General features: G+C 67.7%; 27 protein-coding genes. 10 read left to right on the top strand and 17 right to left on the bottom strand.

The window, feature by feature from the left end; genetic code table 11:
* Positions 1 to 14: 14 nt before the first annotated feature.
* From NS4_RS04075 to NS4_RS04065, 3 genes are all read left to right on the top strand, one after another.
* Positions 15 to 773, top strand: a complete 759-nt coding sequence (locus NS4_RS04075) for an NAD(P)H-dependent oxidoreductase (protein ID WP_063058106.1) — start codon at positions 15 to 17, stop codon at positions 771 to 773.
* A 168-nt stretch (positions 774 to 941) separates the two neighbouring features.
* Positions 942 to 2,636 carry a hydrogenase maturation protein gene (locus NS4_RS04070; protein WP_063058105.1) on the top strand — a complete coding sequence of 565 codons (1,695 nt, stop codon included), beginning with the start codon at positions 942 to 944 and terminating at the stop codon, positions 2,634 to 2,636.
* A gap of 153 nt (positions 2,637 to 2,789) precedes the next feature.
* Complete coding sequence (locus NS4_RS04065) at positions 2,790 to 3,623, top strand: MHYT domain-containing protein (protein WP_063058104.1); 834 nt, start codon at positions 2,790 to 2,792, stop codon at positions 3,621 to 3,623.
* A 417-nt stretch (positions 3,624 to 4,040) separates the two neighbouring features.
* Here the strand turns inward: NS4_RS04065 and NS4_RS04060 are convergent, their stop codons facing one another.
* The gene (locus tag NS4_RS04060) at positions 4,041 to 5,618 is read right to left on the bottom strand and encodes an LVIVD repeat-containing protein (protein ID WP_063058103.1); all 1,578 of its coding nucleotides are present in this window, start codon (positions 5,616 to 5,618) and stop codon (positions 4,041 to 4,043) included.
* 767 nt (positions 5,619 to 6,385) lie between these two features.
* Here NS4_RS04060 and NS4_RS04055 point away from each other — a divergent pair.
* Entirely contained in the window at positions 6,386 to 7,009 is a 624-nt protein-coding gene (locus tag NS4_RS04055; RefSeq protein WP_063058102.1) for a GNAT family N-acetyltransferase, read from the top strand.
* A gap of 108 nt (positions 7,010 to 7,117) precedes the next feature.
* Here the strand turns inward: NS4_RS04055 and NS4_RS04050 are convergent, their stop codons facing one another.
* Positions 7,118 to 7,450 (bottom strand): ArsR/SmtB family transcription factor, encoded by a 333-nt coding sequence (locus tag NS4_RS04050; RefSeq protein ID WP_063058390.1) that lies wholly within the window; start codon positions 7,448 to 7,450, stop codon positions 7,118 to 7,120.
* Positions 7,451 to 8,134: 684 nt separating this feature from the next.
* Here NS4_RS04050 and NS4_RS04040 point away from each other — a divergent pair.
* The 3 genes from NS4_RS04040 to NS4_RS04030 all read left to right on the top strand — a co-directional run bounded on the left by NS4_RS04040 (position 8,135) and on the right by NS4_RS04030 (position 10,354).
* On the top strand, positions 8,135 to 8,608 hold the full coding sequence (locus tag NS4_RS04040; RefSeq protein WP_063058100.1) for a DinB family protein: 474 nt from the start codon (positions 8,135 to 8,137) through the stop codon (positions 8,606 to 8,608).
* A gap of 173 nt (positions 8,609 to 8,781) precedes the next feature.
* Positions 8,782 to 9,390: a TetR family transcriptional regulator gene (locus tag NS4_RS04035; protein ID WP_063058099.1), complete on the top strand. Its 609-nt coding sequence runs from the start codon at positions 8,782 to 8,784 to the stop codon at positions 9,388 to 9,390.
* Position 9,391: 1 nt separating this feature from the next.
* The gene (locus tag NS4_RS04030) at positions 9,392 to 10,354 is read left to right on the top strand and encodes a glycoside hydrolase family 113 protein (RefSeq protein WP_063058098.1); all 963 of its coding nucleotides are present in this window, start codon (positions 9,392 to 9,394) and stop codon (positions 10,352 to 10,354) included.
* Positions 10,355 to 10,606: 252 nt separating this feature from the next.
* Here NS4_RS04030 and NS4_RS04025 read toward each other — a convergent pair whose 3' ends face one another.
* Positions 10,607 to 10,972 (bottom strand): hypothetical protein, encoded by a 366-nt coding sequence (locus NS4_RS04025; protein WP_157105879.1) that lies wholly within the window; start codon positions 10,970 to 10,972, stop codon positions 10,607 to 10,609.
* A 328-nt stretch (positions 10,973 to 11,300) separates the two neighbouring features.
* Here NS4_RS04025 and NS4_RS04020 point away from each other — a divergent pair, with 328 nt between their 5' ends.
* Positions 11,301 to 11,786, top strand: coding sequence for a hypothetical protein (locus tag NS4_RS04020; RefSeq protein ID WP_063058096.1), 486 nt, complete (start codon positions 11,301 to 11,303; stop codon positions 11,784 to 11,786).
* A 569-nt stretch (positions 11,787 to 12,355) separates the two neighbouring features.
* Here NS4_RS04020 and NS4_RS04015 read toward each other — a convergent pair.
* From NS4_RS04015 to NS4_RS03990, 6 genes are all read right to left on the bottom strand, one after another.
* A complete protein-coding gene (locus NS4_RS04015; protein ID WP_157105878.1) occupies positions 12,356 to 13,039 on the bottom strand; it encodes a hypothetical protein in 684 nt (227 codons plus the stop codon).
* Positions 12,981 to 13,526 carry an SMI1/KNR4 family protein gene (locus NS4_RS04010; protein WP_063058094.1) on the bottom strand — a complete coding sequence of 182 codons (546 nt, stop codon included), beginning with the start codon at positions 13,524 to 13,526 and terminating at the stop codon, positions 12,981 to 12,983. The genes NS4_RS04015 and NS4_RS04010 overlap by 59 nt, the downstream gene beginning before the upstream one ends.
* 256 nt (positions 13,527 to 13,782) lie before the next feature.
* Positions 13,783 to 14,343 carry a dihydrofolate reductase family protein gene (locus NS4_RS04005; protein WP_063058093.1) on the bottom strand — a complete coding sequence of 187 codons (561 nt, stop codon included), beginning with the start codon at positions 14,341 to 14,343 and terminating at the stop codon, positions 13,783 to 13,785.
* Positions 14,344 to 14,347: 4 nt separating this feature from the next.
* Complete coding sequence (locus NS4_RS04000; RefSeq protein WP_063058092.1) at positions 14,348 to 14,611, bottom strand: hypothetical protein; 264 nt, start codon at positions 14,609 to 14,611, stop codon at positions 14,348 to 14,350.
* Positions 14,612 to 14,670: 59 nt separating this feature from the next.
* Positions 14,671 to 15,111 (bottom strand): MerR family transcriptional regulator, encoded by a 441-nt coding sequence (locus NS4_RS03995; protein ID WP_063058091.1) that lies wholly within the window; start codon positions 15,109 to 15,111, stop codon positions 14,671 to 14,673.
* Positions 15,108 to 15,452, bottom strand: a complete 345-nt coding sequence (locus NS4_RS03990; protein WP_063058090.1) for a hypothetical protein — start codon at positions 15,450 to 15,452, stop codon at positions 15,108 to 15,110. Before NS4_RS03990 ends, NS4_RS03995 begins: the two co-directional genes overlap by 4 nt.
* Before the next feature lie 500 nt (positions 15,453 to 15,952).
* Between NS4_RS03990 and NS4_RS03985 the strand changes: the two genes are divergently transcribed.
* Positions 15,953 to 16,441 carry a DoxX family protein gene (locus tag NS4_RS03985; RefSeq protein ID WP_063058089.1) on the top strand — a complete coding sequence of 163 codons (489 nt, stop codon included), beginning with the start codon at positions 15,953 to 15,955 and terminating at the stop codon, positions 16,439 to 16,441.
* Between the two features lie 50 nt (positions 16,442 to 16,491).
* Here NS4_RS03985 and NS4_RS03980 read toward each other — a convergent pair whose 3' ends face one another.
* The gene (locus NS4_RS03980; protein WP_157105877.1) at positions 16,492 to 16,962 is read right to left on the bottom strand and encodes a DUF3592 domain-containing protein; all 471 of its coding nucleotides are present in this window, start codon (positions 16,960 to 16,962) and stop codon (positions 16,492 to 16,494) included.
* Between the two features lie 329 nt (positions 16,963 to 17,291).
* Between NS4_RS03980 and NS4_RS03975 the strand changes: the two genes are divergently transcribed.
* A complete protein-coding gene (locus NS4_RS03975) occupies positions 17,292 to 17,936 on the top strand; it encodes a class I SAM-dependent methyltransferase (RefSeq protein WP_063058087.1) in 645 nt (214 codons plus the stop codon).
* A gap of 145 nt (positions 17,937 to 18,081) precedes the next feature.
* On the opposite strand, the gene NS4_RS03970 is transcribed toward NS4_RS03975, so the two are convergent.
* The 7 genes from NS4_RS03970 to NS4_RS03940 form a co-directional block, all read right to left on the bottom strand.
* Positions 18,082 to 18,981, bottom strand: coding sequence for a hypothetical protein (locus NS4_RS03970; RefSeq protein WP_063058086.1), 900 nt, complete (start codon positions 18,979 to 18,981; stop codon positions 18,082 to 18,084).
* Positions 18,978 to 20,042, bottom strand: a complete 1,065-nt coding sequence (locus NS4_RS03965) for a hemolysin family protein (RefSeq protein WP_063058085.1) — start codon at positions 20,040 to 20,042, stop codon at positions 18,978 to 18,980. Before NS4_RS03965 ends, NS4_RS03970 begins: the two co-directional genes overlap by 4 nt.
* On the bottom strand, positions 20,035 to 21,429 hold the full coding sequence (locus NS4_RS03960) for a hemolysin family protein (protein WP_063058084.1): 1,395 nt from the start codon (positions 21,427 to 21,429) through the stop codon (positions 20,035 to 20,037). Before NS4_RS03960 ends, NS4_RS03965 begins: the two co-directional genes overlap by 8 nt.
* A 260-nt stretch (positions 21,430 to 21,689) precedes the next feature.
* Positions 21,690 to 23,126 carry a GuaB1 family IMP dehydrogenase-related protein gene (locus NS4_RS03955; protein ID WP_030520522.1) on the bottom strand — a complete coding sequence of 479 codons (1,437 nt, stop codon included), beginning with the start codon at positions 23,124 to 23,126 and terminating at the stop codon, positions 21,690 to 21,692.
* A gap of 49 nt (positions 23,127 to 23,175) precedes the next feature.
* On the bottom strand, positions 23,176 to 24,534 hold the full coding sequence (locus tag NS4_RS03950) for a DEAD/DEAH box helicase (RefSeq protein WP_245665050.1): 1,359 nt from the start codon (positions 24,532 to 24,534) through the stop codon (positions 23,176 to 23,178).
* Positions 24,527 to 25,465: a M56 family metallopeptidase gene (locus tag NS4_RS03945; RefSeq protein ID WP_063058083.1), complete on the bottom strand. Its 939-nt coding sequence runs from the start codon at positions 25,463 to 25,465 to the stop codon at positions 24,527 to 24,529. Before NS4_RS03945 ends, NS4_RS03950 begins: the two co-directional genes overlap by 8 nt.
* Positions 25,466 to 25,517: 52 nt before the next feature.
* The gene (locus NS4_RS03940) at positions 25,518 to 25,895 is read right to left on the bottom strand and encodes a BlaI/MecI/CopY family transcriptional regulator (protein WP_030520519.1); all 378 of its coding nucleotides are present in this window, start codon (positions 25,893 to 25,895) and stop codon (positions 25,518 to 25,520) included.
* Between the last annotated feature and the right edge of the window lie 233 nt (positions 25,896 to 26,128).

Below are 26,128 nucleotides of genomic sequence, written 5' to 3'. Positions count from 1 at the left end.
GTGTTGCCCGAGACATGAAGGTTTTGATCGTCTACGCGCACCCGGAACCCGATTCGCTCACCGCGGCCCTGAAAGATGTGGCCCTCGAACAGTTGCGGGACGACGGCCACGAAGTGCGGGTGAGCGACCTCTACGCCATGGGCTGGAAGGCTCATGCCGATGCCGCCGATTTCGGCGCGGTCGAGGAGACGAACTTCATGCTGGCCTCGGGCGAGGCCTTCGCGAACGGCACACTGAGCGACGACATCCGGACCGAGCAGGAGAAACTGCTGTGGGCCGATGCCGTGCTGCTGCACTTCCCGCTGTGGTGGTTCGCCATGCCCGCCATCCTCAAGGGCTGGGTGGACCGGGTCTTCACCTGCGGGTTCGCCTACGGCGCGGGCGGTACCGCCGTTCCGCGCTACGGAGACGGCGTACTCGCCGGCCGGCGGGCGATGCTGGTGGTGGCCGTCGGTGGCCGTGAACCCGCGTACTCCGATCGCGGAATCAACGGCCCGATAGCGGACCTGCTGTTCCCCATCCACCACGGCATCCTCTACTACCCCGGTATGGATGTGCTGCCGCCGTTCGTCGTACACGGCGCGATCCGGGTGGACGACGAACGCTTCGAGCAACTCGCGTCCGATCTGCGCAAGCGGCTGGCGGAGTTGGACAGTGCGGAGCCGATCCGGTATCGCCGTCAGGCCAGCGGTGACTACGACCGCGGGCTCCGGCTCGAACCAGGACGCGAGGAGCCGGGAGCCACCGGATTCGGGTTGCACATCGCCTCCTGAGGGGTCGCGGCGGGATCCGGGGCGGAGCCGCCTTCCGTCGCGAACCCGTTCGGGCAGTGGGCCGAGAGGGCTGGGGCTGCGGACGTTCCGGCGTAGGACTAGCTTGGTCGAGTCGAGACCGTATCCGGGGAACGAGTGGATCGGCTCCCTGTGCGATGGAGGAGAATTTTGCGAGTCCTGCTGGTCGCGAGTGCTTTCAACAGCCTCACACAGCGTGTGCACACCGAACTGCGTTATCGCGGGCACGAGGTCGCGGTCGAATTGGCGCTCGGCGACGATCTGCTGCGGGCCCGGGTCGCGGCGTTCCGGCCCGACCTCATCGTGGCGCCGATGCTGACGACCGCTGTCCCGGAGGACATCTGGACCGAGCACACCGTGCTGATCGTGCATCCCGGTCCCAAGGGCGATCGCGGCCCCTCCTCGCTCGACTGGGCGATCAGCGAGGGTGCGACCGAGTGGGGTGTCACGGTGCTCCAGGCGGTCGAGGAGATGGATGCCGGGCCGATCTGGGCCTCGGTGCCCTTCCCGGTCCCCACGTGCGGAAAGAGTGAGCTGTACCGCAACGAGATGTCGGATGCCGCGGTGGCGGCGGTGCTGCTGGCCGTCGAACGTTTCGGCTCCGGGGATTACGTACCCGAGCCGCTGGATTACGACCGGCCCGATGTCCGGGGCCGGTTGCGGCCCTATCATTCCCAGCAGTACCGCCGGATCGACTGGACGACCGACAGCACCGCCGATGTGCTGCGCAAACTGCGCGCCGCCGATTCGCAGCCCGGCGTGCTCGACGAGCTCTACGGCCGTGAGTATTTCGTGCACGGCGGCCACAACGAGGACCGGCTGCGCGGTGAGCCGGGCGCGGTGATCGCCACCCGCGACGGCGCGATCTGCCGCGCCACCGTCGACGGCGCGGTGTGGTTGCCGCAGCTGCGACGCCGCCGGACACCGGGCGGACCGGCGACGTTCAAACGACCCGCGGTCGCGGCGCTGGGCGCCGACCTGCCCGCTGCCACACCGGAGGTGCCGGTGACGGCGGCCGAGGCGGCCGTTCGCGACACCTGGTCGGAGGTGCGCTACCGAGAGGAAGGGTCGGTGGGCTACCTCGAATTCGCCTATGCCGGTGGGGCGATGAGTACCGCGCAGTGCCGCCGGTTGCTCGCCGCCTACCGGGAGGCCTGCGCGCGGCCGACCCGGGCCCTGGTCTTCGGTCCGGCCCGGGACTTCTTCTCCAATGGCATCCACCTGCACGTCATCGAATCGGCCGAGGATCCGGCCCAGGAGTCCTGGCACAACATCAATGCGATGAACGATCTCGTGGAGGCGATCCTCACCACCACGGACAAACTCGTCATCTCGACGCTGCCCGGTAATGCGGCAGCGGGCGGGGTGATGCTGGCGCTGGCCGCCGACGAAGTATGGGCCCGCGAGGCCGCGGTGCTCAATCCGCACTACCGCCTGATGGGCCTGTACGGCTCGGAGTACTGGACCTATTCGCTGCCGCGGCGCGTCGGTGCGGCCGAGGCCGCCCGGCTCACCCGGGAGACCTTGCCGGTGGGCGCGAAGGCGGCCGCGGACCTCGGTCTGGTGGACCGGGTGAGTTCCGGGGGCACCGCCGAGTTCGCCGCCTGGGTGCGCCGGGAGGCGGAAGCGCTGGCCGATTCACCCGAGCTGGAGAACCGCCTGACCGCCAAGAAACAGCTGCGGGAGGCCGACGAGGCCGCCAAGCCGCTGGCGGAGTACCGCGCCGAGGAACTGGCGCAGATGCGCCGGAACTTCTTCGAGGAGTGCGAGCCGTACCACGAACTGCGGCGGAACTTCGTGTACAACGTCGTGCCGCCTGCCACTCCGGCGTACCTGCGGAGCTGATCCGCCCTCCCGCTTTAGCTCAGTTGTGACATCAAGTGGCGAATACACACACCTGTAGGGTGAAATTTTTACTCTGCAGGCCCCCTCGGGGTGTGTCGAACTGCTGTCCAGGTGGCCGCGGTTCGGAAATCGACTAGTACATCGGAGTTACACGTGCAGCTCGAGCACTTCAGCAATGGGTGGGTGACGCCTGTCCTCGCCTATTTCATGTCGTTCATCGGGTCGGTGCTCGGTCTTCGGTGCGCGGTCCGCGCGCGGTCGTCGGAGCAGGCCGGCGGCTGGCTGATCGCGGCGGCCATCGCACTCGGCGGCGCCGGTATCTGGGTCATGCACTTCACCGCCATGCTCGGTTTCTCCATCAACGGTATGAGCATCCGTTACGACATGCCGATGACGCTGCTCAGCGCCGGTATCGCGATCGTGGTCGTCCTGATCGGGCTGGCGATCGTGGTGCGCGGTCATCGCGAGGTGATCGCACTGCCACTGGGTGGAGCGATCACCGGGATCGGGGTCGTGGGAATGCACTACCTGGGCATGGCCGCGATGAACTCCGGTGCGGATATGGAATACAGCACCGGACTGGTCTTGCTGTCCATACTGATCGCGGTGGTCGCCGCGACCGCCGCGCTGTGGTTCATGCTGCACGTGAAGGGCTGGGGCAACACCATCGGCGCGGCCCTGATCATGGGTGTCGCGGTGTGTGGTATGCACTACACCGGTATGGCCGCCATGAGTGCCCAGCACGGTGACCACACCGCGGTGCCGGAGGGTGTCGCGCCGGTGGAATTGCTCACTCCACTGCTCACCACCGTCGCGCTGGTGGTGGTGGGCCTCGTCGTGCTGGTCGGCGTGGCCGAGCTCGAGGTGCGGTCCACGGCCGCGGCGAAATCGGAGTACGAATCCGACGAGGTCGCGACCCTCACCACCGATCCCGCGACCCTCGTGATCAGCGGGCGGGAGTGGCCGCGGATGCCGGTGGACCGCTAGTCTGCCGCCTGTCGCAGTGGTGACATCGGGGTGGGGCCCCGGTTGTCGTCCGCGACCGGGCGGCCTACCCTGGGCCGCCGTATCTGCAAACTGAAGTGAGGATTGTTCGAATGGGTAGTACCGTCATCGATATCTTCGCGTTGATCATCACGCGAATCGGGGACTTCTGGACCTGGGCGTCCACCGGCTCGGCGGGCTTCCCGCCGCTGTGACCCGGTAGCGATCGCCGATACGGAGCCCGGACGCTGTGCGCGTCCGGGCTCCGTTCGCGTCGGCTCTCAGAAGCGGATGGTCATCGCGGGAGCCGACCAAAGCGCGCGTAGCAGCAACAGCTACCAGGTAGACGCTCAGAGAAGGACTCATGAGACGGACCTACCGACAGTTACCGACACTGCGTGTGTCGCTCCGGCCGGGCTGTCACGACCCCACTACCGACTGCTGGTCCGCGGGTGGCGAATACACCGATTCATCCACGCGCAGCACCATGAAACCGTTGTCCGAGCAGGTGACGTACAGGTCGTTGCCGCGCCACTCCGGCGGCGACAGGCACCAGTCGGTGGAGACGTCGCCGAAGGCGAGTTTCCCGGTCCGTGAACTCAGCGCCTGTGCGGGATCGAACTGGCCCTCGAGGACTGCGCGGGCCGCGCTGGGCGCGGTCATCGCCGGGATGCCCAGCAGCGATGCCAGCGCGTGAGGCGAATTGACGAGTTCGAGATTGCGACCGGTGCGGGCGGGCGGATTGAAATAGGCGATCTCCCGGATGGCCTGCGGGTCCCGGATATCGAAAACCCTTATGCCGGAGGAGATCCAGCCGCAGGCGAGGGCGGTCGGATCCACCGGTCGGTCGGCCGCGCAGTAATGCGATTCGTAGGCGAAGATCGAACCGCCCATGGACGAGGCGATATTGCTGTCCAGATTCTGTGGCAGATTGATCTCGAGTTTGATCTTCGCCACCACCCGCGGATCGGCGTCGTCGGAGATATCGATGAGTTTCACACCGCCGGAACCCCCCTCATCCACGGTGTAGACATGCGGTGTGCCGCCATAGGTGACCGGAATGCTGTGCTGGGTGGCCCACCCGTCCGACCAGAACATCCGCCCGAGGTGATGTACCTGCGGATTCGGATCGCGCCGCTGGACCGCACTGATATCGAGCACGGTGATACCGCTGAGCGCCGAGAGGTACATGCGATTACCGTCCGGGCTCACCCCGAAACCGTGCGCGGTGAGTCCGGTGAGCCCCTGCCATACGACGCGCGGATTCGCCGGATCGGTGAGATCGACGGCGCTGAGGAATCCGGGTGTTATCCCGGAGGCCCAGTAGGTGCGGCCGTCCGGGGAGAAGCCGCCCTCGTGTGTGGTGATCGGCAGCGGCATACCCAGATTCGTGCCGGGACCGGGATTGAGCAAGCGCGGATGCGCGCAATCGGAGATATCGTAGACCGACAGATATCCGGCGCCGACCAGCAGCGGAACACCGGTGCCCACCAGGAGCTTCCGCTCCCTGTTGACCTTGAGGCTTTCCCAGGTGCCGGCCACCATGGCGGGTTCGTGCAGAGTCGTCGCCGGCCGCGGATGCGCCGGATCGGAGACATCGAGCACCTGCACTCCGCCGTCCTGGTGCAGGAGGTTTCCGGGGAAGAAGGTCCCCATATAGGCGCAGTGCTCGAAGCTGGTCGAGGTGATCCCGGCGCCGCGCCCGGCGAACTGGCCGACCATCGACATATTGCACCGGTAGCCCTGCGTGCTGCGGCCACTGTTGCGGTCGGCTGCCGGTACATCGCCCTGGAAACCCGGTTCGGGCATCGACCCCGGCCCGCACTCGGCCCGAGGCACCGAGGTCCGGCCGACATCGAGGAATTCTCGCACCTGATTCTGGATATCGGCTTGCAGATCCGCCGACGCGCTACCCGGCAGCATGACCGCGGCGACCACACCCACCGCCCCCAGGACCAGCGCTCTGGTCCGGCGGAGTTTTCCGAAGGGATGCCCCATTGCATCCTCACGCTTCCCGAGCAACAGTGCCCGACCCGGTCATCCGGGAGGGTTCGGTACACAACCCGGATTTTGTTCAGTGATGGTAGCCATCGGGGGGTGAGGGGATGTGGGTTTTCACGGAATGCGCGAGCAGGCGGAAAGCTGTTGCCGACGGTGCATTCGGGACCGGTTGCTCCCGATGCACCGCCGTGTGGCCGGCAACGCCCTCCTGAACAGCGAGAGCTGCGGTAGGAGGCGTTCGTGGGCCATGGGTACACCGGCCGAACGTGCCCGTCTTCACGAACTTTGGAACGGTACCCACTCGATAGGGGTGAAGACGAGCGCGGGCCGGCCTTGCGTCACTGCGTCCACACAGGAGCGCTGCCGCTCCACGCCAGAGGGCCGAACTCCCCGGATCTCCTGAACGGTTCTGGCCCACCCGAAGTGTGCACCGGAGGGCTCGGTCCCCGCCGCACGGCCGTCGGCGGTGCAGGCCCGAGCCGGCCGGACACTTCGGCGGGCGTAGTTCCTCGGTGCCCGTACCGATCGGGCCGGGCGGTCGTCGTGGACACTCCGATTCGACCGAGCCGGTGAAGGCAGCCGTACGGACTGTCGGTATCGCGCACTATTGTTCGGTTCCGGTGGCTGCCTACCACGGCGGACTGTGGTAGGCCGGGCCCGGCGGGCCTGCCGCCCGGATCGCCGGAGCCCGGCCGGGTGTTTCTCGCGACCCGGAAGGGCACGTGGCACTACCCGTAGACACGACGAGAGTGAGGACCACAGCCATGCCGACCCCGCCCGAGGTGCGCCCGGCGCGCCGTGACGAGATCGGCGCGCTGGCACGCACTCTGGCCGCCGCCTTCCAGGACGATCCGGTGATGGAATGGTTGTGGCCCGACGTACGCCGTCGGGCGCTCGGGCTGCCCCGCTTGTTCGCCGCCCAGACCCGGCATCAACACATCATCACCGGCGCGGTCGACCTCGCGCCGGCCCCTTCCGGTGCGATCGGTGGGGCCGCCCTGTGGGATGCGCCCGGGGCGTGGAAGCCGTCCCGGTGGCGCGGACTACGAATGTTCCCCCAACTCGCCCGGGCGTTCGGCGAGCGGCTGCGCCTGGGGAAGGAATTGGTGGACCTCATGGCCGAGGCGCATCCCGACGAACCGCACTGGTATCTCGCGACCATCGGCACGGACCCGGCGTGGCGCGGCTACGGTTTCGGGCAGGCACTGCTGTGGTCCCGGCTGGAGCGGTGCGATCGCGAGGGCATCCCGGCCTATCTCGAATCCAGCAAGAAGGCGAATATCGCCTACTACGAACGCTTCGGTTTCGAAGTGACCGCGACCATCACGATCCCTGGCGGCGGACCGGACCTGTGGCCCATGTGGCGCGCCCCGCGGCCGCGCGGTTGACCTGCGCTCCGCCCGGTGCCCCGGCTCCGGCTGCGCGTATCGGCCTTCTCGGCTCCGGCTGTCCTCGTAGTCGAGAGGAGGTGAGCGCCGGCGCTCGGCCCCGGACATTCAGCGGCAGCAGTTGGGGTCGAGGACCGTGCACAGTGCGGTCAGGGCCTCACGGCGGGCCTGATGGACGACGCTCATACCGTGGCGCTCGGAGTCGATGAACCCGGCTTTTCGGAGCTGCGTGAGGTGGTGGCCGACGGTCGATTCGGACAACCCGACCGCGGCGGCGAGGTCGCCGCCGGTGCGTCCGGTGTCCGGTTCGGCGAGCAGTAGCGAGATGAGTCGCACGCGTACCGGGTCGGCGAGCGCCTTCAACCGGAGCGCGACGTGCAGGGCCGCGTCGTCGTCGACCGGGCGGGGCCCCGGTCGCCCCGGATACACCTCGGCCGGAATCCCACCACATCGTCCACTCGGCGCCCGCCGCGGCGAGAACTCCCGCACCTGCGCCCGCGGTCCGCGTACCGGTCCGTTCTTCACGGTGACAGGCCTTCGCTGCTGCAGTCATGGTCGTCGTGATGGGAGGCGGAATCTGGTCGATACAGCAGCAGGACAACAAGGACGCCGCTGTCAGCGACCAGAAAACCGTCCAGCCTGCACCAGCGGACCCTGAGACAGCGCACGTAATGCCCGTGGCGCCTCCCGCGCCAGCACCAACCGATTACCCGGCCCGCTGAACGTGATCGTCTACACCGCCGAAGCGGCCAGGCTGTGGCGGCAGCACCAAGTGGTCTACCGGGTACACCCCGGGTCAGCGGACGCACTGACCGCGACCGAGACCAGTGCCGCGGTGCCGTGCGAGGTGCTCGCTCGGCTGCCACACCCGAACCCGTTCGTGGTCTTTCCCACCCCGTTACTCGCGCCGGCCGCGGTCGATCCGCCGACTGCGATCGCCGTCTCGCCGGTGTTGCACGACCTCGCCCAGTCGTCGAGAGGGCAGAAGACCCGCCGCCAAGGGTCTCGAGCGATCGTTGTCGGGAACCTTCGGCCCAGGGCGGAAGCGGCGGGCGGTGGCTATCGGTGGTCAGGAGTCCTCGGCTGCCGGTTACTCGATGAGGTCGGCGTTCCTATGCTGGCGGGGTGATACGCAGCGATTGGGAAGCTGTCCTCGACCACAACCGCGCGGCTTTGGTCCGAGCGGTGCGGCCGCTTACCGATGAGCAGAGCCGACGGCGTCTAGTTCCGTCGCTGACCACGCCGATCGCGTTGATCAAGCATTGCGCGGCCGCGGAGCGTGTTTGGTTTCAGCGCACGATCGGTGGGGTCGAGGAATCCCGGTGTGACGGGTATGCCCGGGGCGATGACCAGAGTTGGGTGGTCCCGCCAGAGCAGACTCTGGAGGAAGTGATCGCGGAGTACGAAACCGCTGCCGCACGCTCACGAGCGATCGCGCGCACCGCGGTCGAGGGCGATGTGTTCGTTCACTACCGGCGCGGCGCGGTCAGTTTTTCCTGGATCTGCGCGCACATGATCGAAGAACTCGCCCGCCACGCTGGCCATGCCGACATCCTCGTCGAACAGATCCTCGCCGCCGACCACGGCCGATTTCCATAATTCGATGAGTTTGTGAACGCTTGCTGGTCTTCGTTGCGCGCCGGTGAGTCCACCGCGAACGCAGCGCCTCGACGCCGCGGGAACGCAGGCCATTCGGCTGCAGCCCGCGAACTTGCGACCGAAAAATTCTGTACCAGGTTTTATTTCATACCGAGTCTGATTACCATGCTCTCGTGGCAGAGCTTCGTGAACGCAAGAAGGAACAGACGAGGCGGCGGATCGCCGCAGTGGCGTTGAAGTTGTTCACCGAGCGTGGCTTCGACGCGGTAACCGTCAACGAGATCGCAGAGGCCGCGGAGGTCGCCAAAGCCACTCTGTTCTCGTACTTCCCCAGTAAGGAGTCGCTCGTACTGGAGGGTGTGGGTGAGGACGATCTGGCCGGCGTCGTGGCTGGGCGCCGATCGGATGAGTCACCTCTCCACGCGCTGCGGGCCCACTACCGCACGTTGGCGGCCGAGCAGGCGACCGTGGTGGATCGGGACGAAGTGATCGCCCGGATGCGGGTGATCTTCGACAGCCCCGCGCTCAGTGGAGCCGCCAATGCGCTTCTCTACCACCAGCGAAGTGAACTGGCCCGGGTACTCACCCAGGATTACGGGCAGCGGTTTGCCGCGCTGGTAGCAGCTCAGACCGCCGCGATACTGCTGGCACTCCAGGAATCGTTCTTCCACCACCTTGTCGGGGGCATGCCACCGCAGGAGGCGGCCCTCATCCTTGCCGAGGACACCGAACTGGCTTTCGACCTGCTGGAACACGGCATCCACCATCTGGAAGGACGCTGACGTGCGCGCACGCGGGATCAACTACGACACCGGATTCCTACCTGGAGAAGAACTCTCTCGCCGGTCGTTCACCTCCGATGCGGTCCGGCGTGACATGGCAGTGATCGCCGGTGAGTTGCACTGCGATGCGGTCCGCATTTCAGGACGCGACCCGAGGCGTCTGAGCATCGCTGCACGACATGCCGCCGATGCCGGTCTCGAGATCTGGTTCAGCCCCTTCCCGGTAGACTTCCCCGCCGACCAGGCGCTCTCGTTCTTCGCCGACTGCGCCCGGCGCGCCGAGGAACTGCGGCAAGCGGGCGCCGAGGTGGTATTCGTAGCCGGCTGCGAGATCAGCGCCTTCTGTGGCGGCTTCATCCCGGGGGAGGCCTATGGCGATCGCCTGCGGACCATGGCTACCGCGGACTTGGAGTGGTGGACGTCCCTGGGTCCTGTGCAGGAACGTCTGAATCATTTCCTGGCACAGGTTGTCGTAACCGTCCGAGCCCACTTCGGCGGACGGCTCACCTACGCCAGTGCGCCGTGGGAGTCCGTCGACTGGAAGCCGTTCGATATCGTGGGCATCGACGCCTACCGGGCCGCATACAACACCAACACCTTCCGGACGGAGATCCGCGGACACCTTGCGCACGGCAAGCCCGTCGCGGTGACCGAGTTCGGGACCTGCGCCTACCAGGGCGCGGCCGAGCGCGGCGGCTCGGCCTGGGAGGTGCCGCCTGGTGCGGTACGCGACGAGGACGAGCAGGTGCGCTACCTCGAGGATCTGCTGGCCGTCTTCGAGGAGGAAGGCGTGGACACAGCGCTCTGGTTCACCTTCGCCGGCTACAACCGACCAGGAGAACACGACCTCGGCTCCTATGGGGTGGTCCGGATCCTCGACGAAAGCCACTGGGAGCCGAAGAAGGCGTTCCACGCAATGACGGCCCAATACGGGCGGGACCGACAATATCGGGACGCGCAATAACCGGGGAGCCGAGCGGCACCTCCACATCTGCCGACACCTGAGAAGAGGCGGGCGCCGAACGCGCCCGCACCAAGGAGATGCGGCGCCGTGACCTGGGGTGGCCACACACGGCTGACACGGTCCTCGTCGGCGAACCACTCCTGGAGCGCATACGGGCCAATGTTCATCAATCGATCTTGGGCTCAACCGGTGAACGCATCACCGCGTGGATGATCATGTCGGCGTGGAAGGTTCGGGAAGGGGTGGACTGGTTCAGGCGAAACCCACGCAGCCGCTCTTTGATACGGCAAGGATCGTCACTACGACTGCGAGGCCGACCAGGACCAGCGTCAGCCGAGTGCGGCGTAGCACGGCGGCGACGATGAAGGGGGCAACCCAGACAAGTCCGATGACGATGACCCCGGTGGCATGGTCGGCCGTTTTGGGGCTGGTCCATGTCGCCCTGACGTCGCAGCCGGCGGAAAGCGCGTTGATCGTGACGAGGATCAGGCCGGCAAAGCCCCACAGGGTGGTAATCGCGACGGTGGCAATCGCTTTCAGGGCCCGTTTCCAGCCGAGCCTCCACCGAGGTGGTCGAGTAGTTGTCATATGCCGATCATCGCCGAGGGCGGCGGCCATCTCGTCATCGGCGCCAGCCGACCGCGCGAGAACACCGCCACTTCCCACCGCGGGTCACAGCCCAGGTCGGCCGAAAACGAAGAACTGACCGCGACCAACCGCGGCACCGCGCCGCGGATCCCGGGCCGATCCCCACCATGTCGCCGACCTGGGGTTCGCTTACCCCGGGACTCGCGTAAACCCCTCCGGTGTCAATTATGTGATTCGTGCATAACTGCTGTGTGGCGTGGTCTAGGCTGCTGTCCGCTCGACGGATCTGTCCGACCACCTACCGACATCGAAAGGCACAATAGTGGTTCGTGGAAGACTTTTCGCCTCGATACTCGCGTTGACCGCCGCTGCACTGGTCAATGTGGCCGGGCCGGCCAGCGCAACGACCAGCATATGGATCGGGAGAGCGTTCCCAGACGCACACGGCGACTACAGCTGGTGGGTCGTCGCCGAGATCACCTACGTTTGCGAACCCGGCCAGGCCAACGCCCTGTGGGTCAAGGTCGAGTCCGAACGGTTCGAAAGCCCGGAAGGCCAACCCGTCCGTATGAAAGACGAGGGGCTGGATCGGGTGACCTGTGACGGCGAATCTCGGCAGACGAAGGTCAGGGTGCCATTGGGCTACGACTACGGCGAGGGCCCGAATCTCGCAGATGCTCACGACGGCGACGGCAATGAACTCATGACGTATTACTACGATGACCGTGCGGTCGAGATCACCGCCGCGTTCGCCTACCTGCCGCCGGATGCCGAGGACATGAGCCAGGTCGAGATCCATGAGGACACCACCGAGAACCGGACCCTGACTCTGACTCGGGAATAGTCCTCGGCCCGCCCCGGTCCGTATGGGACTGCTGCGCAGCGTGCGATCCTGGAACGCGAGAACCGGCCAGATATCCGCTGGCCGGTTCTCGTTGTGTTCGGGGGCCTCGGGCGTTGAGCTACCAGAACCAATGTGCTTCTTCGCGCCGGAGTGCGTCGCGCGGTCGCCCGCTGTCCACCAGGATCTTGTCGACCCGGCGGCTCACGTCGAGTTATCCGCTTCGGACCATATGGCGAGCGGTTCGACCGTGAACCGGCATGTGGGGTCCAAACGGCCGGAATCCGGGGTCACCGTAGTATCGGCCGAATTCCGGGCGGATATGGGTAGCGGCTGGTCAGTGGGTGCGGGATGTGCCGGGGCCGATGGGGCTCGTGAGTTCGCGCATGGCCTGGGGGAGGGTTTGAAGTAGCGGCGCAGGTTCTCGGCGTTTTTCGCGCCGTTGCTACCGGCACCCCTATCCGGCATGGTCGCGGATGCTCCGGGGGCCGGGGCGGGTGTGCGGTGAGGACCGAGTAGCCGCCCGGTCGCACGCCACCCATGAAGGAACCGATTCGGTCGGCCTCGCCGGGTCAGCGGCCGCTGCGCGGTTGACTCAACAGCGCGCGACCGCGTTCCGAGGTGAGGCTGTACGCCAGCACCGGGTCTGCGAGCAACGCGACCGGGGCGATGTGATCTGACGTACGGGGCTGCCAATGCGCCATCGCGGCCTCGAGCGCATGCCACAGCGCCGCCGGGTCGGAGTGGTGTTGCGCGAGCGCCTTTCGTACCGCGGCGTCGAATGCGTGGTTGCCGTAGGAGAGCTGGTAACCGGGCCGCTCTACCCGGGCCCGGTGCCCGTCGATGGCACGTTTGATCTCGGCCCCGGGGTCGTCGACAATCTGGGCGATGTCGAGCGCGGAGGCATACCAGGGTTCTTTGTGTGCGTGTTGCAGGAACATGCACGGCACGAACTCGTCGGTGAACAGTGGACCGGTGAAAAATCCCTCCGGAACGGGCGCTGGAGGTAGCAGACGCGAAAGGATCCGGGAGGCGTCGTAGGGGGAAGAGGTGCTGAGGAACATCTGGAGCTGGGTTTGTAGGACCGTGGCGCGTGACTGGCCGAAATGCTGGGCTTTCTCCAGGGCCGCCGTGGCTGTGTCGATGTCCCCGGAAAGGGCTTCGCCTCGTGCCTGTTCGGCCACAAGATCCCAGTTGTCACGGGTTTTGCCCGCCGGCTGACGTATGTGATGGAAGCTTTGGTACGCCGATTCCATGAGGGCAGTGAACGAGGGATACCGCTGCGGGAACTCCCCCCCAGGAAAACACGCTGTAGGCGGCCCATTCGCCGTTCTCGTCGCGGTCGGCCGGGTCGAGGAACAGGACTCCGACGTCGGCGTGCAGCGAGATCAGTAGTCCGCGGCTGAACGGGTTACCCGGCGCGTCGACTGGTGGCTCGGTGATCAGGTCGGCCCAGGACTCCCAGGTTGGTTCGAGGTCACGCAGCCATCCCAGATTGGTGGTGTCCCGCATCTTCCGCACGAATTCCCCGGCATGGCGCCATCCATCGGTGGTCAGCAGGAAGCTGCGATAGGAGGGTGGCAACCGCAGGCCGAGGCGCTGCTCGACCGCGGCGATGTCGGCCTCGGTGGCCGGGGCGTACCCGAGCCAGCGCTGCCGCACCACCTCGGGATCCAACTCATCAGGATCTCTGCTGGCGATCCATTCCTCGCTCCACAGCTCCAACCACGGTCTCCAGTTCACTGCATGAACGCTACGACCAGCCGCCGACAAGTTCGGCATGGGTGCAGGCCGAGATCGTGGTGAGGAGAGGTACTGGCCCCTCTTCGACATATCCGCAAATAGCCGCATACCGCGTGTTCGACAGCTTTGCCCGAACGCCGCCCCTACGAATGCGCGACACACTGTTCTGATATCCCGATGGGGTCACGGCGCCCGCTCGGCATCAAGCTGTGGCCGTTTCGAACCGCGCGATATATCGGCAATCGGGGGCGGAGACTCAGGTCGCGATGCGATAGCGGAGATACACAACGCCGTTTTCGAATCGGCGCTCATCGAGGAGTTCCAGTGCGGCGCGAGTGTCACTCGGCAGCGCTGGCTTGCCTCCACCGATGATCCAGGGCCAGACGAACAGCCGGCACTCATCAACCAGCCCGGCCGTGAACGCCTGCGCCGCCAGGTGTGCGCCACCCACGGTGAGATCGCTGGGTGCCGAGGCCTTCATGTCGCGTATCGAAGCTGCATCGAAGCGTTTTTCGAGCCGGGTATTGACGGTTGACACCGCAGCCAGGGTTGTGGAGTAGACGACCTTGTTCGCCGCCTGCCAGGCGGTCGCGAAGTCGGCTGTCAGGTTGGACTGCGCGGCGAGGGCGGCGTTGGTTTCCCACGGGGCCATCGTTTCGTACAGGCGCCGCCCGTAGAGGAACGTGCCCACAGAACGTATGAGGTCGGTGTAGGCCGCGAACACGTCGTCGTTGTGCGGATACAGGTTGAAGGAGCCCTGTTTGTCCTCGATGTACCCATCGAGAGATACGTTAGTCACGTAGATCAGCTTGGCCATGTCACTACACCTCGACGCTCGACGGCCGGGTCTGGCTACCGATCGGCGTGACTTCCAGCTTGGCCAATGCTTCGAGCCAACCCTGCTCGGCATTGCCCGTCGGATGCTTGGGGAGCCACCGGCGGATCTCGAGCCGCGTCCGCCCGTCGGCCTCGTCGTAGAACTTGATTCGGACTTTCGTCTCGAACGGCTCGACGCCGTCCGGGAGTTGGCCGGCGACGTGCACGAGGCCGTGCCGGTTGTCGGTGATCGCGCCGCCGGACAGCATGCCGGGCGCTGGAATGTGCCGGCTCCGTCGGTGCCGCCGACGGCGCCCCGGTCGTTGGTTCAGCAACCGCGGTTGCCTGCCTCGCCGGTGCGCCGGGGGCCGAACGGCACCGGGCAGGAGGATGATTCGCTACAGGCCATCAGGTTGTCGCATCCGGCGGCCAGTGCGGCGCGCAGGGCGTCGCGCACCCTGGTCGATTCCGCGATCTCGGCATCGATCTCGGTCAGTTTCGCCGTGGCGCGGGCCCGCAGACCGGCGTCGGCGCGGTGGCCGCCGAGCTGGGCGGCCGCGAGGAGATCGGCCACTTCGTCGAGGGTGAAGCCGAGACGCTGGGCGGCCTTGATCACCCGGAGTACCGTGACCGCCTGTTCGGGGTATCGGCGGTGTCCGCCGAGTGTGCGGTCCGGTCCGGTCAGCAGGCCGCGGCGTTCGTAGTAGCGCAGGGTCTGGGGGTTCACCCCGGCCGCGGCCGCGAGCTCGCTGGTGCGCAGTGCGCTCACCGCGCACCGCCGACCGCGGCCTGCGCCCGGGCGGCAAAGGCGTCGAGGGCCTCGATGTAGGCGGCGGGGAAGCCCACGCCCATCACCGCGCCTTCGGCGGTGGTGATGAAGTCGAAGGCGAAGAACGAGCAGCAGCTCGACTCTCGCGCCGCCAACTCCTGGGCCGCCGGTTCGGTGCCGCCGGTGAGCACGAGTTCCAATCGCGCCGGGCCCGGTCGGCGGACGCTGCGGACCGCCTCGGTGAAGAACCGGTCGAACTCGGCAGTGCGGATCGGTTGTTCGACGGTGGGCAGGGTGCAGGCATCCGGAACCCAATCGCCGGGATCTGGTGAGAACGTCATACCTCGACGGTAAGCCTGTACCCCGGTACAGGATGCAACTTTTGTGGTCGGGCCCGGAATCCACGGTTACCGCAATGCTGCAGCCCGGTGCCGACGTCGGGGGGCCCTTGGCTGCCTGCGGCAGGGCGCTCGTCGCCGGGTTCGGTCTCGCATGGTCGCACCGTCCGGGACCGCTCCTTCGATACCGATCCGAGTACTGATACAAATGCCCCGCCGACTGTCGGCCACCACCCGCCGGGGTCGCGTGCCAGATGTCGGGTAGCCCCGTAGGGGGCTCGCCGAACAGCTGCCGAGTGCGGGCTCGGGGGTCGCGAGTGGCCTACTCTCTGGCCTCAGCAGTGGATCGGCCCGGACCGGGTTGCCACGGGTTCGCGACGAGCGAGGTGGCGGGACCCTTTGTTCGCCCGCGGCCATCCGAGCTGAGCAGGAATCCGCACTCACAGCGAGCCGGCGGGTTCGGGCGCCGACGACTGTTGAACGGAAAGGAAGAGCACCCGCTCATGTCCATTACCGGATCTCGGATCACCCGGCTGTCCTCGACCTCCGCACCCGCGGCGGTGGTGTTGATCCGCTTCTACCTCGGCGTGATTTTTCTGTGCGAGGGCATTCAGAAGTTCCTCAATCCCGACCAGCTGGGCGCCGGCCGTTTCGACAAGGCGGGCATTCCGGCCCCCGGCTTCTTCGCCTCGTTGGACAGCATCTTCGAAATCGGCTGCGGTGCACTGATTCTCGCCGGACTGTTCACCCGGGTGGCGGCCGTCCCGATGATCGTGAACATGGCCGGCGCTCTGCTGATCACCAAACTGCCCATCCTGTCCGGTGACGCGCCGCTGTTCACCACCGAAGCCGGGTGGTGGGACTTCATCCACGAATCCCGTGTCGACCTGGCCATGCTGTGCGGCAGTGTCTTCCTGCTCATCGTCGGTGCCGGGATCTGGTCGCTCGACGCCCGTCTGCGCCCGGCTGCCGCCGCGACACCATCACGCTGACCGGTCCGCAGCACTCACATCGCCGGGCGGTGACCGATTCCGCGCCGGGCCTATCGAACGACCGACCGGTGGATTCGGGATTTCAGCATGACCCATGCGACTGTCAGGAGAGCGCCCGCGCCGAGGGCGGCGAAGAGCAAGGGCAGGTAGGTGAGACGGACGAAGAGGAAGGCTTCGTCTACCACGGCGTGGTCGGGGTAATCAGGGTCGTAGCGGACCGGAACACGGTCACCCAGCTCGGTATAGAGCGAGGAGGCCGCCGCGCCGCCGTCGAATCGGATTGTTCGCCCGGCTGCGGTGGTGAACTCGATGACAGTGGAGGTGCCCGCCGGCCGGCTGCCCTTGGTGTTGTCGGTGAGTTCCCGGCCGAACTCGACCGCAGTGCCCTGGACACGGTGGGAATTCGCCAGGAACAACGCGTGGTAACCGATCGGAACCGCGGCGAACAGGATCACCACCACCCCCATCAGTGCGATGGCGAGCCGGTTGGAGTCGACGCCTGCGGCGAGACAACGTTGCACGACAGTCCTTCCTGGGAGCCCTGCGCCGCCAATGCTACGGGGGAGAACGATCGAGACCGTCCGATCCCTGAGCTCGTTGCTGTGCCGAGAGGTGCCCCGGCCCCGCCACAGCGGCACGGTGAGAAGGCCTTGCCTACCCGGCCCCGGCCGCGGCGAAAGAACTATCGCCGCGACCGACGATCGGTGGCACGGCTGCCGGTACCCCCGTACCCGTGGTGCCGGTGTGGAGCCGGCCGGGCGCAATCGCAGTCGTTCCGGTATCCGGTGCAAGCGCCGATTCGGGGGTTTCCCTGATGCGCCGGCGTGGCCGGGCTGGTTTCCTGAGTTGTATGTCCGGCAAAACGACCCGCGGTGAACTGGATCGCGTGGAACAGATCTTCGACCGTATCGCCGACGGGTACGACCGCCAGTTCGGATGGTCCGAGCGGGTACTGCTCGGTGATGCGCGCCGATGGGCGATCGAACGGGCCCGCGGGACGGTGGTGGAGATCGGGGTGGGCAGCGGGTTGAATCTGCCGCTCTATGGTGCCGGGGTCGAGCGGGTCGTCGGGGTGGACCTGTCCGAGCGGATGCTCGACCTCGCGCGCGCCCGTTCGGCGCCGGTGCCGGTGGAGTTGCGGCACGGAGACGTCCAGCAGCTGGATCTGCCCGCCGGATCGGCGGATACGGTGGTTTCCACCTATACCTTCTGCACGATTCCCGACCCGGGGGCGGCCGCGGCGGCGGCGTGGCGAGTGCTGCGCCCGGGCGGGGTGTTCGTCGCGGTCGAGCACGGCCCGGCCCGCGCGCGACCGGTGGCGGCACTGATGCGCCTGGTCGAACCGCTGGCCGTGCGGTTCGCGGCGGACCATCTCACCCGGGAGCCGGTCGGTTACCTCACCGAGGCCGGGTTCACCCTCGAGCACTTCGCCCGCACCGGTCGCGGTGGGGTGGTGTTCCGGGTGCTGGCCCGGAAACCGGAGCAGGATCGCTGAACGCGTCACGGATCCGGCAGGTTTTCGAGGAGGCGCCCTGCGCGGGATGGGCTCGGCCGAGGAGCAGGACGTAGATCGGAACGAGCAGTATCCGGCCGCGCACGGAGCGGACCGCTGTCGACCGACCCGGTGTCGGACAGGCCTCCTACTCGCACACCCGCTCGAGTAGGGAATCCAAGTCCGCGAGCAACCGCTTCCGCAGCAGACCCGACCGGTTCGCGATCTCGGCTTGGCGGCGCACATATTCGGCCCGACCGGCCGGGGTTTCGATCCGCACCGGCTCGTATCCGTGTTCGCGCAGGTCGTACGGGCTCGCCTGCATATCGAGAGTCCGAGCGTCCAGCGCCAGCGCGAAACAGTCGAGGAGCAGATCCGAGGCGAGCAGCGGAGTCGCTTTGAATCCCCACTTGTACAGATCCATGTTGGCGTGCAGGCAACCCGGCTGCTCGGCGTGGATCTGGTCGTCGCGGCTCAGCTGCCGGTTGTTGCGGGGGACAGCGGCCGGAGTGAAGAACCGGAACGCGTCGAAATGGGTGCAGCGCACCGGCATCGAATCGACCACCGCGTCGGTACCGGCCGCGCCGAGCCGCAGTGGTACCGAATCGTGGCGGACCTCCCCGGTGCGGTACACCATCGCCCATTCGTGCAGGCCGAAACAGGACAGCTGAGCAGGCCGGGCCGCGGTCGCGCGCAGCAGGTCCGCGATATAGGTGAGAGTATCGGCGCGGGACCGCAGGAAGTCCGGGGCGGCGGTCACCACCGGCCCGGTTCCGGTCTCGGGCTCGCCGATTCGCCGATAGCCGCGCAGGCCGAGGTACTCGGCCGCACCGGCCAGCGCCACCCCGAATCCGGGATGCCAGCGGCGCAGCTGGGCCGGTTTGTGGCCGTAGTAGGTGAACAGGAAATCGAGCACCGGATGCTTCGCCCCGGCGGCCCGTGCCCGCAGGTACGGACCGGCCAGGGCGTCGAGACGATCGCGGTGCGCCGCGGCACGCGCACGCCACTCGGCCGCGTCGAGCACCGATTTGAAGGCCGCAGCCGTCATTCGGCGATCCGGTGCGTGGTGTCGCGGACAGTACCGACGAACTCCTCGACGAGGTCCTCGAGCGCGACGATGCCGACCGTATTGCCCCGCGCATCCACCACTCGGCCCAGATGGCTGCTGGTGCGGCGCAGGCGGGCCAGTGCCTCGTAGAGGGTGGTGCCCATCAGCACGGTGGGCAGCGGCCTGATATCGGTGCGCGGGATCTCGGTGCCGGGACCCGCGGTCTCATCGGATACCTTGTCCAGCACGTCCTTGACGTGCAGGTACCCGACCAACGAACCGTCGGTGGCGCGCACCGGGTACCGGGAGAAGCCGGTTTCGGCGACCGCGTTCTCGATATCGCCGAGGGTGGTGCCCTGGGCGCGCAGCGGGATCGTGCGCACCTGCGTCAGCGGCACCATGACCTCGGCGACGAACCGCTCCCCGGTGCCCAGCGCCTGGGTGAGGCGGCGGTGCTCCTCCTCGTCCAGCAGGCCCTCGGAGCGGGATTCGCCGATCATCTCGGCCAGTTCGTCGCTCGAGACCGTGGCCTCGAGTTCGTCCTTGGGTTCGATGCGCAGCATCCGCAGCGACAGGTTGGCGGCGAAGTTGTAGACCGCGATGAGCGGCCGGGCGATCCGTAACCACGCCAGATGCAGCGGCACCAGCAGCAGCGCACTGCGTTCGGGCCCGGCGAGCGCGATGTTCTTCGGGATCATCTCGCCCAGCAGAATGTGCAGGATCACCACGATGGCGAGTGCCAGCACGAACGACACCGGATGCAGTAGGGCCTCGGGCAGCCCGGCCAGCTCGAACGGACGTTCCAGCAGATGGGCCACCGCCGGCTCGCCGACCCGGCCCAGCAGGATCGAGCAGATCGTGATGCCCAGCTGCGCGGCGGCCAGCATCATCGACAGATTCTGTCCGGCCCGGATCACGGTGTCGGCGTTGCGTTTACCCTGCGCGGCCAGCGCCTCGAGTCGGTCGCGGCGGGCCGAGATGAGCGCGAACTCCGCGCCGACGAAGAAGGCGTTACCCGCCAGCAGGACCACGGTCAGCGCCACTCCGAAGAGGTCACCCATGACGGACCTCCCGGCCGGTGGGCTGCTGTTCGCGCTGGGCGATCGCCTCGGCGTCGGCGGGAACCAGGCGGATCCGATCGATGCGGCGCCCGTCCATCCGCTCCACCCGGGCCAGCCAGCCGCCCTGACCGTCACCGTGGCGGTGCTCGTGACCACGCTGCGGCAATACGACGGTGTCGCCGGCCACCGGAATCCGGCCCAGTCGGGTCAGTACCAGACCACCCAGGGTTTCGTACTCGCCCTCGGGCGCGATGTATCCGGTCGCCCGGGTCACCTCGTCGATGCGCAGCAGGCCCGAACAGTCCCAGCCGTCGGAGACCCGGCGCACCTCGCGTTCCTCCTCGTCGTGCTCGTCGCGCACATCACCCAGGATCTCCTCGATGATGTCCTCCATGGTCACCAGGCCCGCGGTGCCGCCGTACTCGTCGACGACCAGCGCGACCTGCATACCGTCGGCGCGCACCCGTTCCAGCACCTCGTCGCCGTCGAGGCTGGCGGGGAGTACCTGAACCGGTTGCGCGATCTGTGCGAGACCTACCCCGGCACGAGTGCGCGCGGGATGAGTGAACGCCTGTTTGACGTGTACGACACCCAGGGTGTTGTCCAGGTCGCCGTCGATCACCGGGAATCGCGAGTAGCCGGTGCGGGCGGCCGCGGCGAGTAGATCGCCGATGGTGTCGGTGCGGTCCAGGGCTTCGATCTTCACGCGCGGGGTCATCAGCTCCTCGGCGCTGCGTTCGCCGAACTGCAGGGAGCGATCCAGCAGTTGCGCGGTGCGCTGATCGAGAGCGCCGTGCTGGGCCGAGGTGCGCACCAGCGAACCGAGTTCCTGCGGTGACCGCGCCGAGCGCAGTTCCTCCGCCGGTTCCACCCCGAAGCGGCGGACCGCCCAGTTGGCGGTGCCGTTGAGGAATTGGATCATCGGTTTGAACACCGCCGAGAACGCCACCATCGGTCCGGCGGTGGCCCGTGCGGTGGCCATGGGTGCGGCGATGGCGATGTTCTTGGGGACCAGTTCGCCGTAGATCATCGACAGCGAGGTCGCCAGGATCAGTGCCAGGACCAGAGCGATACCGGTGGCGGCGGAATCCGGCACGCCGAACACGGTGAACAGCGGTTCGAGCAACCGCGCCAGCACGGGTTCGGCGATATAACCGGTGATCAGAGTGGTGATGGTGATACCGAGCTGGGCACCGGACAGCTGGAAGGAGAGGGTGCGGTGCGCCTGCCGGACTGCCCGCGCCCGCACATCGCCGTCGCGCGCATGCGCTTCGACGGTGCTGCGCTCGAGGGCGGTCAGGGAGAATTCGGCGGCCACGAACAAGGCGGTGCCGGCGGTGAGCGCCACGAACCCGATAAGACTGAGGACGGTGAGTGCGACGGCCATTTCACCACCCCCCGGCGGGCATCGGTATCAGCGATGGGCAATGGGCCGGAGAGAGGAGGGTCGTGCAGCGGAGGACGCCGGGTCTGTCACCCGGCTCGATAGATGAGCCCTCCTGAGTGGCGCCCTCGGACGCGGGTGACAACTGGATCCTTTCGTCCTGATGATTGCGGCCGACGGTCGCCGGCGGTTCTCATGCTACCGCGACCGTGCGCGCGGGCGCACGGTCGCGTGGGCGGCGACGCGCGGCGGTGTGGCCGGGGTCACCACCCGCCCGGCAGCGGCCGGCCTTCGGCGAATCCCGCGGACGACTGCACTCCGACCACCGCGCGCTCACGGAATTCCGCGAGATCACGCGCGCCGGCGTAGGTGCAGGCGCTGCGCACCCCGGAGCAGATGTGATCGATGAGATCCTCGACGCCGGGACGCTCGGGATCCAGCAGCATCCGGGAGCTGGAAATGCCCTCCTCGAACAGTGCCTTACGGGCCCGGTCGTAGCCGCGATCTGCGGCGGTCCGCGCGGCGACCGCGCGTTTGGAGGCCATCCCGAAGCTTTCCTTGTATGCCCTGCCGTCCCGATCGACGCGCAGGTCGCCGGGCGATTCGTAGGTGCCGGCGAACCAGGAGCCGATCATGACGTTCGACGCGCCCGCGGCGAGGGCCAGGGCGACATCGCGGGGATGGCGGACACCACCGTCGGCCCATACATGGGCGCCCAGGTCGGCGGCTGCCGCCGCGCATTCGGCGACTGCGGAGAACTGCGGCCGGCCCACTCCGGTCATCATCCGGGTGGTGCACATGGCGCCGGGTCCGACACCGACCTTGACGATATCCGCGCCGGCGGCGACGAGATCCCGGGTGCCCTCGGCCGAGACCGTGTTCCCGGCGACCAGCGGGACACCGAGGCCGAGGTCCCGGATCGCGCTCAGGGTCTCCAGCATCTTCACCTGGTGCCCGTGCGCGGTGTCCACCACCAGGACATCGGCGCCGGCGTCGACCAGTGCCTTGGCCTTCGCGGGCACATCCCCGTTGATCCCGACGGCGGCCGCGATCCGCAACCGGCCCTCGTCGTCGACGGCGGGAGTGTAGATGCCGTGCCGGACCGCGCCGGTGCGGGTGAGCACGCCGGCCAGTGTGCCGTCCGGAGCGAGGAGTACGGCGGGCCCGGAGTGCGCGGCCTCGAGGCGGTCGAAGATATAGGACGCCTCGGCGGTCGCCGGGACGGTGACGAAATCGGTGGTGGCGACCTCGTGCAGGCGGGCGAACCGATCGACATCGGCACAGGCTTCCTCGGTGACCAGCCCGACCGGCCGTCCGTTGTCGACGACCACGACCGCACCGTGGGCACGCTTGTGGATCAGCGCCAGCGCATCGGAGACGGAGTGGTCGGCGGTGAGGGTGACGGGGGTGTCGGCGATCAGCGAACGGCTTTTGACGAAGGCGATGGTCTCGGCGACGGCGCTGTTGGGCAGATCCTGCGGTAGCACCACGATTCCGCCGCGCCGGGCCACGGTCTCGGCCATGCGGCGGCCCGCGACCGCGGTCATATTGGCGACGACCAGCGGGATGGTGGTGCCCGAGCCGTCGGCCGTCGCGAGGTCGACGTCGAACCGTGACGCGATATCGGTGCGGTTCGGAACCAGGAAGACGTCGTTGTAGGTCAGGTCGTACGGCGGGTGTTGTCCGGGGAGAAACTGCACTGCGCCCATGGTAATCGGGACGGCTCTGCGGCGTGCGGACCCGCCGGATTCACTTGGACCGGCGGGGGCGATGCGGTCGGCGGCCCGGTGCCGGTTTCCCGGTGCCGCCCCGGCCCCTGGCGCCCTGCCCACGGAAGTGCCCGCGCGCGGCCGCCGGCGCTACCTCGGGAGCCCTCGCCGGCTCGGGGCCCGGCGGGGTGCGCGCGCCGGTGAGCCGGCGGACTTCCCGGTCGCCCGGTCCTACGGTGTGTTCCACCACGGGAACCTCCACCGCCCGAGTCAGCGCGGCCACCTCGGCGCGCTGGTCCGGGGTGACCACGGTGATCACCGTGCCGCTCGCACCCGCCCGGGCCGTCCGGCCGGCCCGGTGTATGTAGTCCTTTGCATCGGCGGGCGGGTCGGCGTGGACCACCAGTGAGACCGCGTCCACATGGATCCCGCGAGCGGCGATATCGGTGGCGACCAGGGCGGAGATACCGCCGTCGGCGAAGGCCGCCAGCGTCCGGATGCGGCGGTTCTGGGCCTTGCCTCCGTGCAGGGCCGCGACGCGGATGCCCTGGTCACGTAGCCGGCGGGTGAGCTTCTCCGCCCCGTACTGGGTACGGGCGAACAGCAGCGTGCGGCCGTCGCGGGCGGCGATCTCGGCGAGGACGGCCGGTTTGTCCGCGGGTTCGACGTAAAGGATGTGATGGGTCGCGGGGATGGTCTCCGGTTCGGGCGCCACTGTGTGGGTGACGGGGTCGCGCAGATACCGGCGGATCAGATCTCGTACGGATTCGTCGTCCAGGGTGGCGGAGAACAGCAACCGCTGTCCGTCGCCGGGCACCAGGTCGAGCAATCGCCGCACCTGCGGCAGGAACCCGAAATCGGCCATATGGTCGGCTTCGTCGACCGCGGTGACCCGGACCGCGTCGAGTACTGCCGCGCCCTGATCGACCAGATCGGCCAGACGGCCCGGGGTCGCGATCAGCAGATCCACCCCACGCTGCAGTCTTTCCGCCTGCCGGGACACGGGTATCCCGCCCACCGCGGTGCCGAGCCGCAGACCCAGTGCGAACGGTTCCAGCGCCTGTTCGATCTGCAGGGCCAGTTCGCGGGTAGGAGCCAGGATCAGACCGCGTGGGGCACGTGCGATGGCCGGCGCTCCGGCGAGGCGGGCGAGCATGGGCAGCCCGAAGGCCAGCGTCTTGCCGGACCCGGTGGGCGCCCGGCCGAGCACATCGCGACCGGCCAGCGCGTCGGGCACGGCCGCCGCCTGGATGGGCAGGGGATCGATCAGGCCCTCCCGGCGCAATGCCTGCACAGTGAGTACGGGCAGGCCCAGATCGGCGAAGGGCGGGGGAGTGCGGGCGGCGCCCGGGCGCGGATCGGCCGAGTTTCCGGTCTCCGGCGGACAGCGATCAGGCACGGAACAACCGGCTCAGCTCGACCAGCCAGGGAATCGCGACGGCCAGGGTCGGTACCACCAGGATGGCGATCGAGGCGAGATAGGCGGCACCGGCGATCCGGAAATCGCCCAGCGGGCCGGCCAGGCGCTGGATGCGGATCAGCGTGCTCGGCCCGCCCACCGCGAGCGCACCCTGCGGCGCGGTCGATTTCGAGCAGGCCACCAGGGCGCGGGCCAGCGGTTTGGGACCGGTGACCTTGACCGCGGAATCGTCGGCGAGCAGTTCGATGAGCAGTTTCACCGAATCCAGCGCGGATTTGCTCCGGACGAACCGGGGGAAGGCCTCGTGGGCGGCGGTGAACGCCTCCAGCACCAGATCGTGGCGGGCCCGCAGATGCGACCGCTCATGGCTGAGGATTGCGGTGAGCTCCTGCTCGGCGAGTTTGTCGAGTGTGCCGGCGCTGACCACCACGCGCCGGCGCAGCCCCGGCAGGCAGTAGGCGATCGGTTCGGTGGACGACAGGACCCGGATATCGGCGGCGCGCCGGAACGGGCCGCTCTGGTCGAGCAGATCGACCAGCATGCGGTGGTGGGCGCGGCGGCGCCGGGTGTGCACCCCCACCCGGATGGAGGCGTAGACGAGCCGGGCGCCGATCAGCAGCGTGAGCATGAACACCGACACATAGGCCAGCCACAGGGGCAGACCCAGCGCATCGATCTCATCGGTGGGTTTGGTGGTGGGCCGGCCGTCCGGACCCGGGACCAGCAGTTCCGCGGCGATGGCGAGCCCGGAACTGAACGCGCTGAGCACAGCGGCCAGCGCGATCGCCTGCCAGAGCACGAGGGCGGCGCGCGGGACGCGATATGTCCAGGTCGCCCGGCTGAGTGATTCCGGGACGGGACCGGCGAGAAGCAAGGCAAGTACGGCGAAGGCCGGTGCTGCTGCGTTCATCGACTCTGCTCACTGCGTTGTGGGGCCAGGGTCCGAGGTCGTGGCGGCGCGGCTATCTGTCCTCGGTTGCTTCGAGCTTAGCGAGTGCGTCCCGCAGAGCCGCGGCCTCGTCCTTGCCGACCTGCTCCACGAAGTGCACCAGGGCCGCTGCCCGGCTACCGGCCTCGTCGGCCTGCTGCAGCGCATCCATCATGAGACCGGCCACCAGCTCGTCGCGGGTGTGTACCGGAGCGTACCGGTGGGCGCGGTCGTCGCGCCGCTGTACCACCAGATTCTTCTTCGCGAGCCGCTGTAGCACGGTCATCACCGTGGTGTACGCGAGTTCGCGGCGCGCCGACAGGGCCTCGTGCACCTGCCGGACCGTTTGTGGTTCATCGGCCGACCACAGTTGGTCCATAACCGCTTTCTCGAGTTCACCAAGTCCAGCCATCTCTTGATTTTACGACGCCAACGACACTGTGGCGTACTACAGGGTGTCGTAACCGCGTGGGAATTGTCATAAGCCGCCGAACACCGGAAACGCCGGCGGTGTGGTGGATGGGACGGGGTCCTCGTGCGTGCCCGGCGCGCGCCGGGGTGTCACGGATCCGTTACTTCCTGCCCGAGGGAAATACTTGCTAGGTCTGGTAAGGCTAACCTATCTTTCGATCAAGTCGTTGCCGC

Source organism: Nocardia sienata NBRC 100364 (assembly GCF_001613205.1).
GTDB lineage: Bacteria > Actinomycetota > Actinomycetes > Mycobacteriales > Mycobacteriaceae > Nocardia > Nocardia sienata.
Note: the sequence above shows the minus strand (reverse complement) of the source record. Positions and strands in the feature narration are given on the sequence as shown.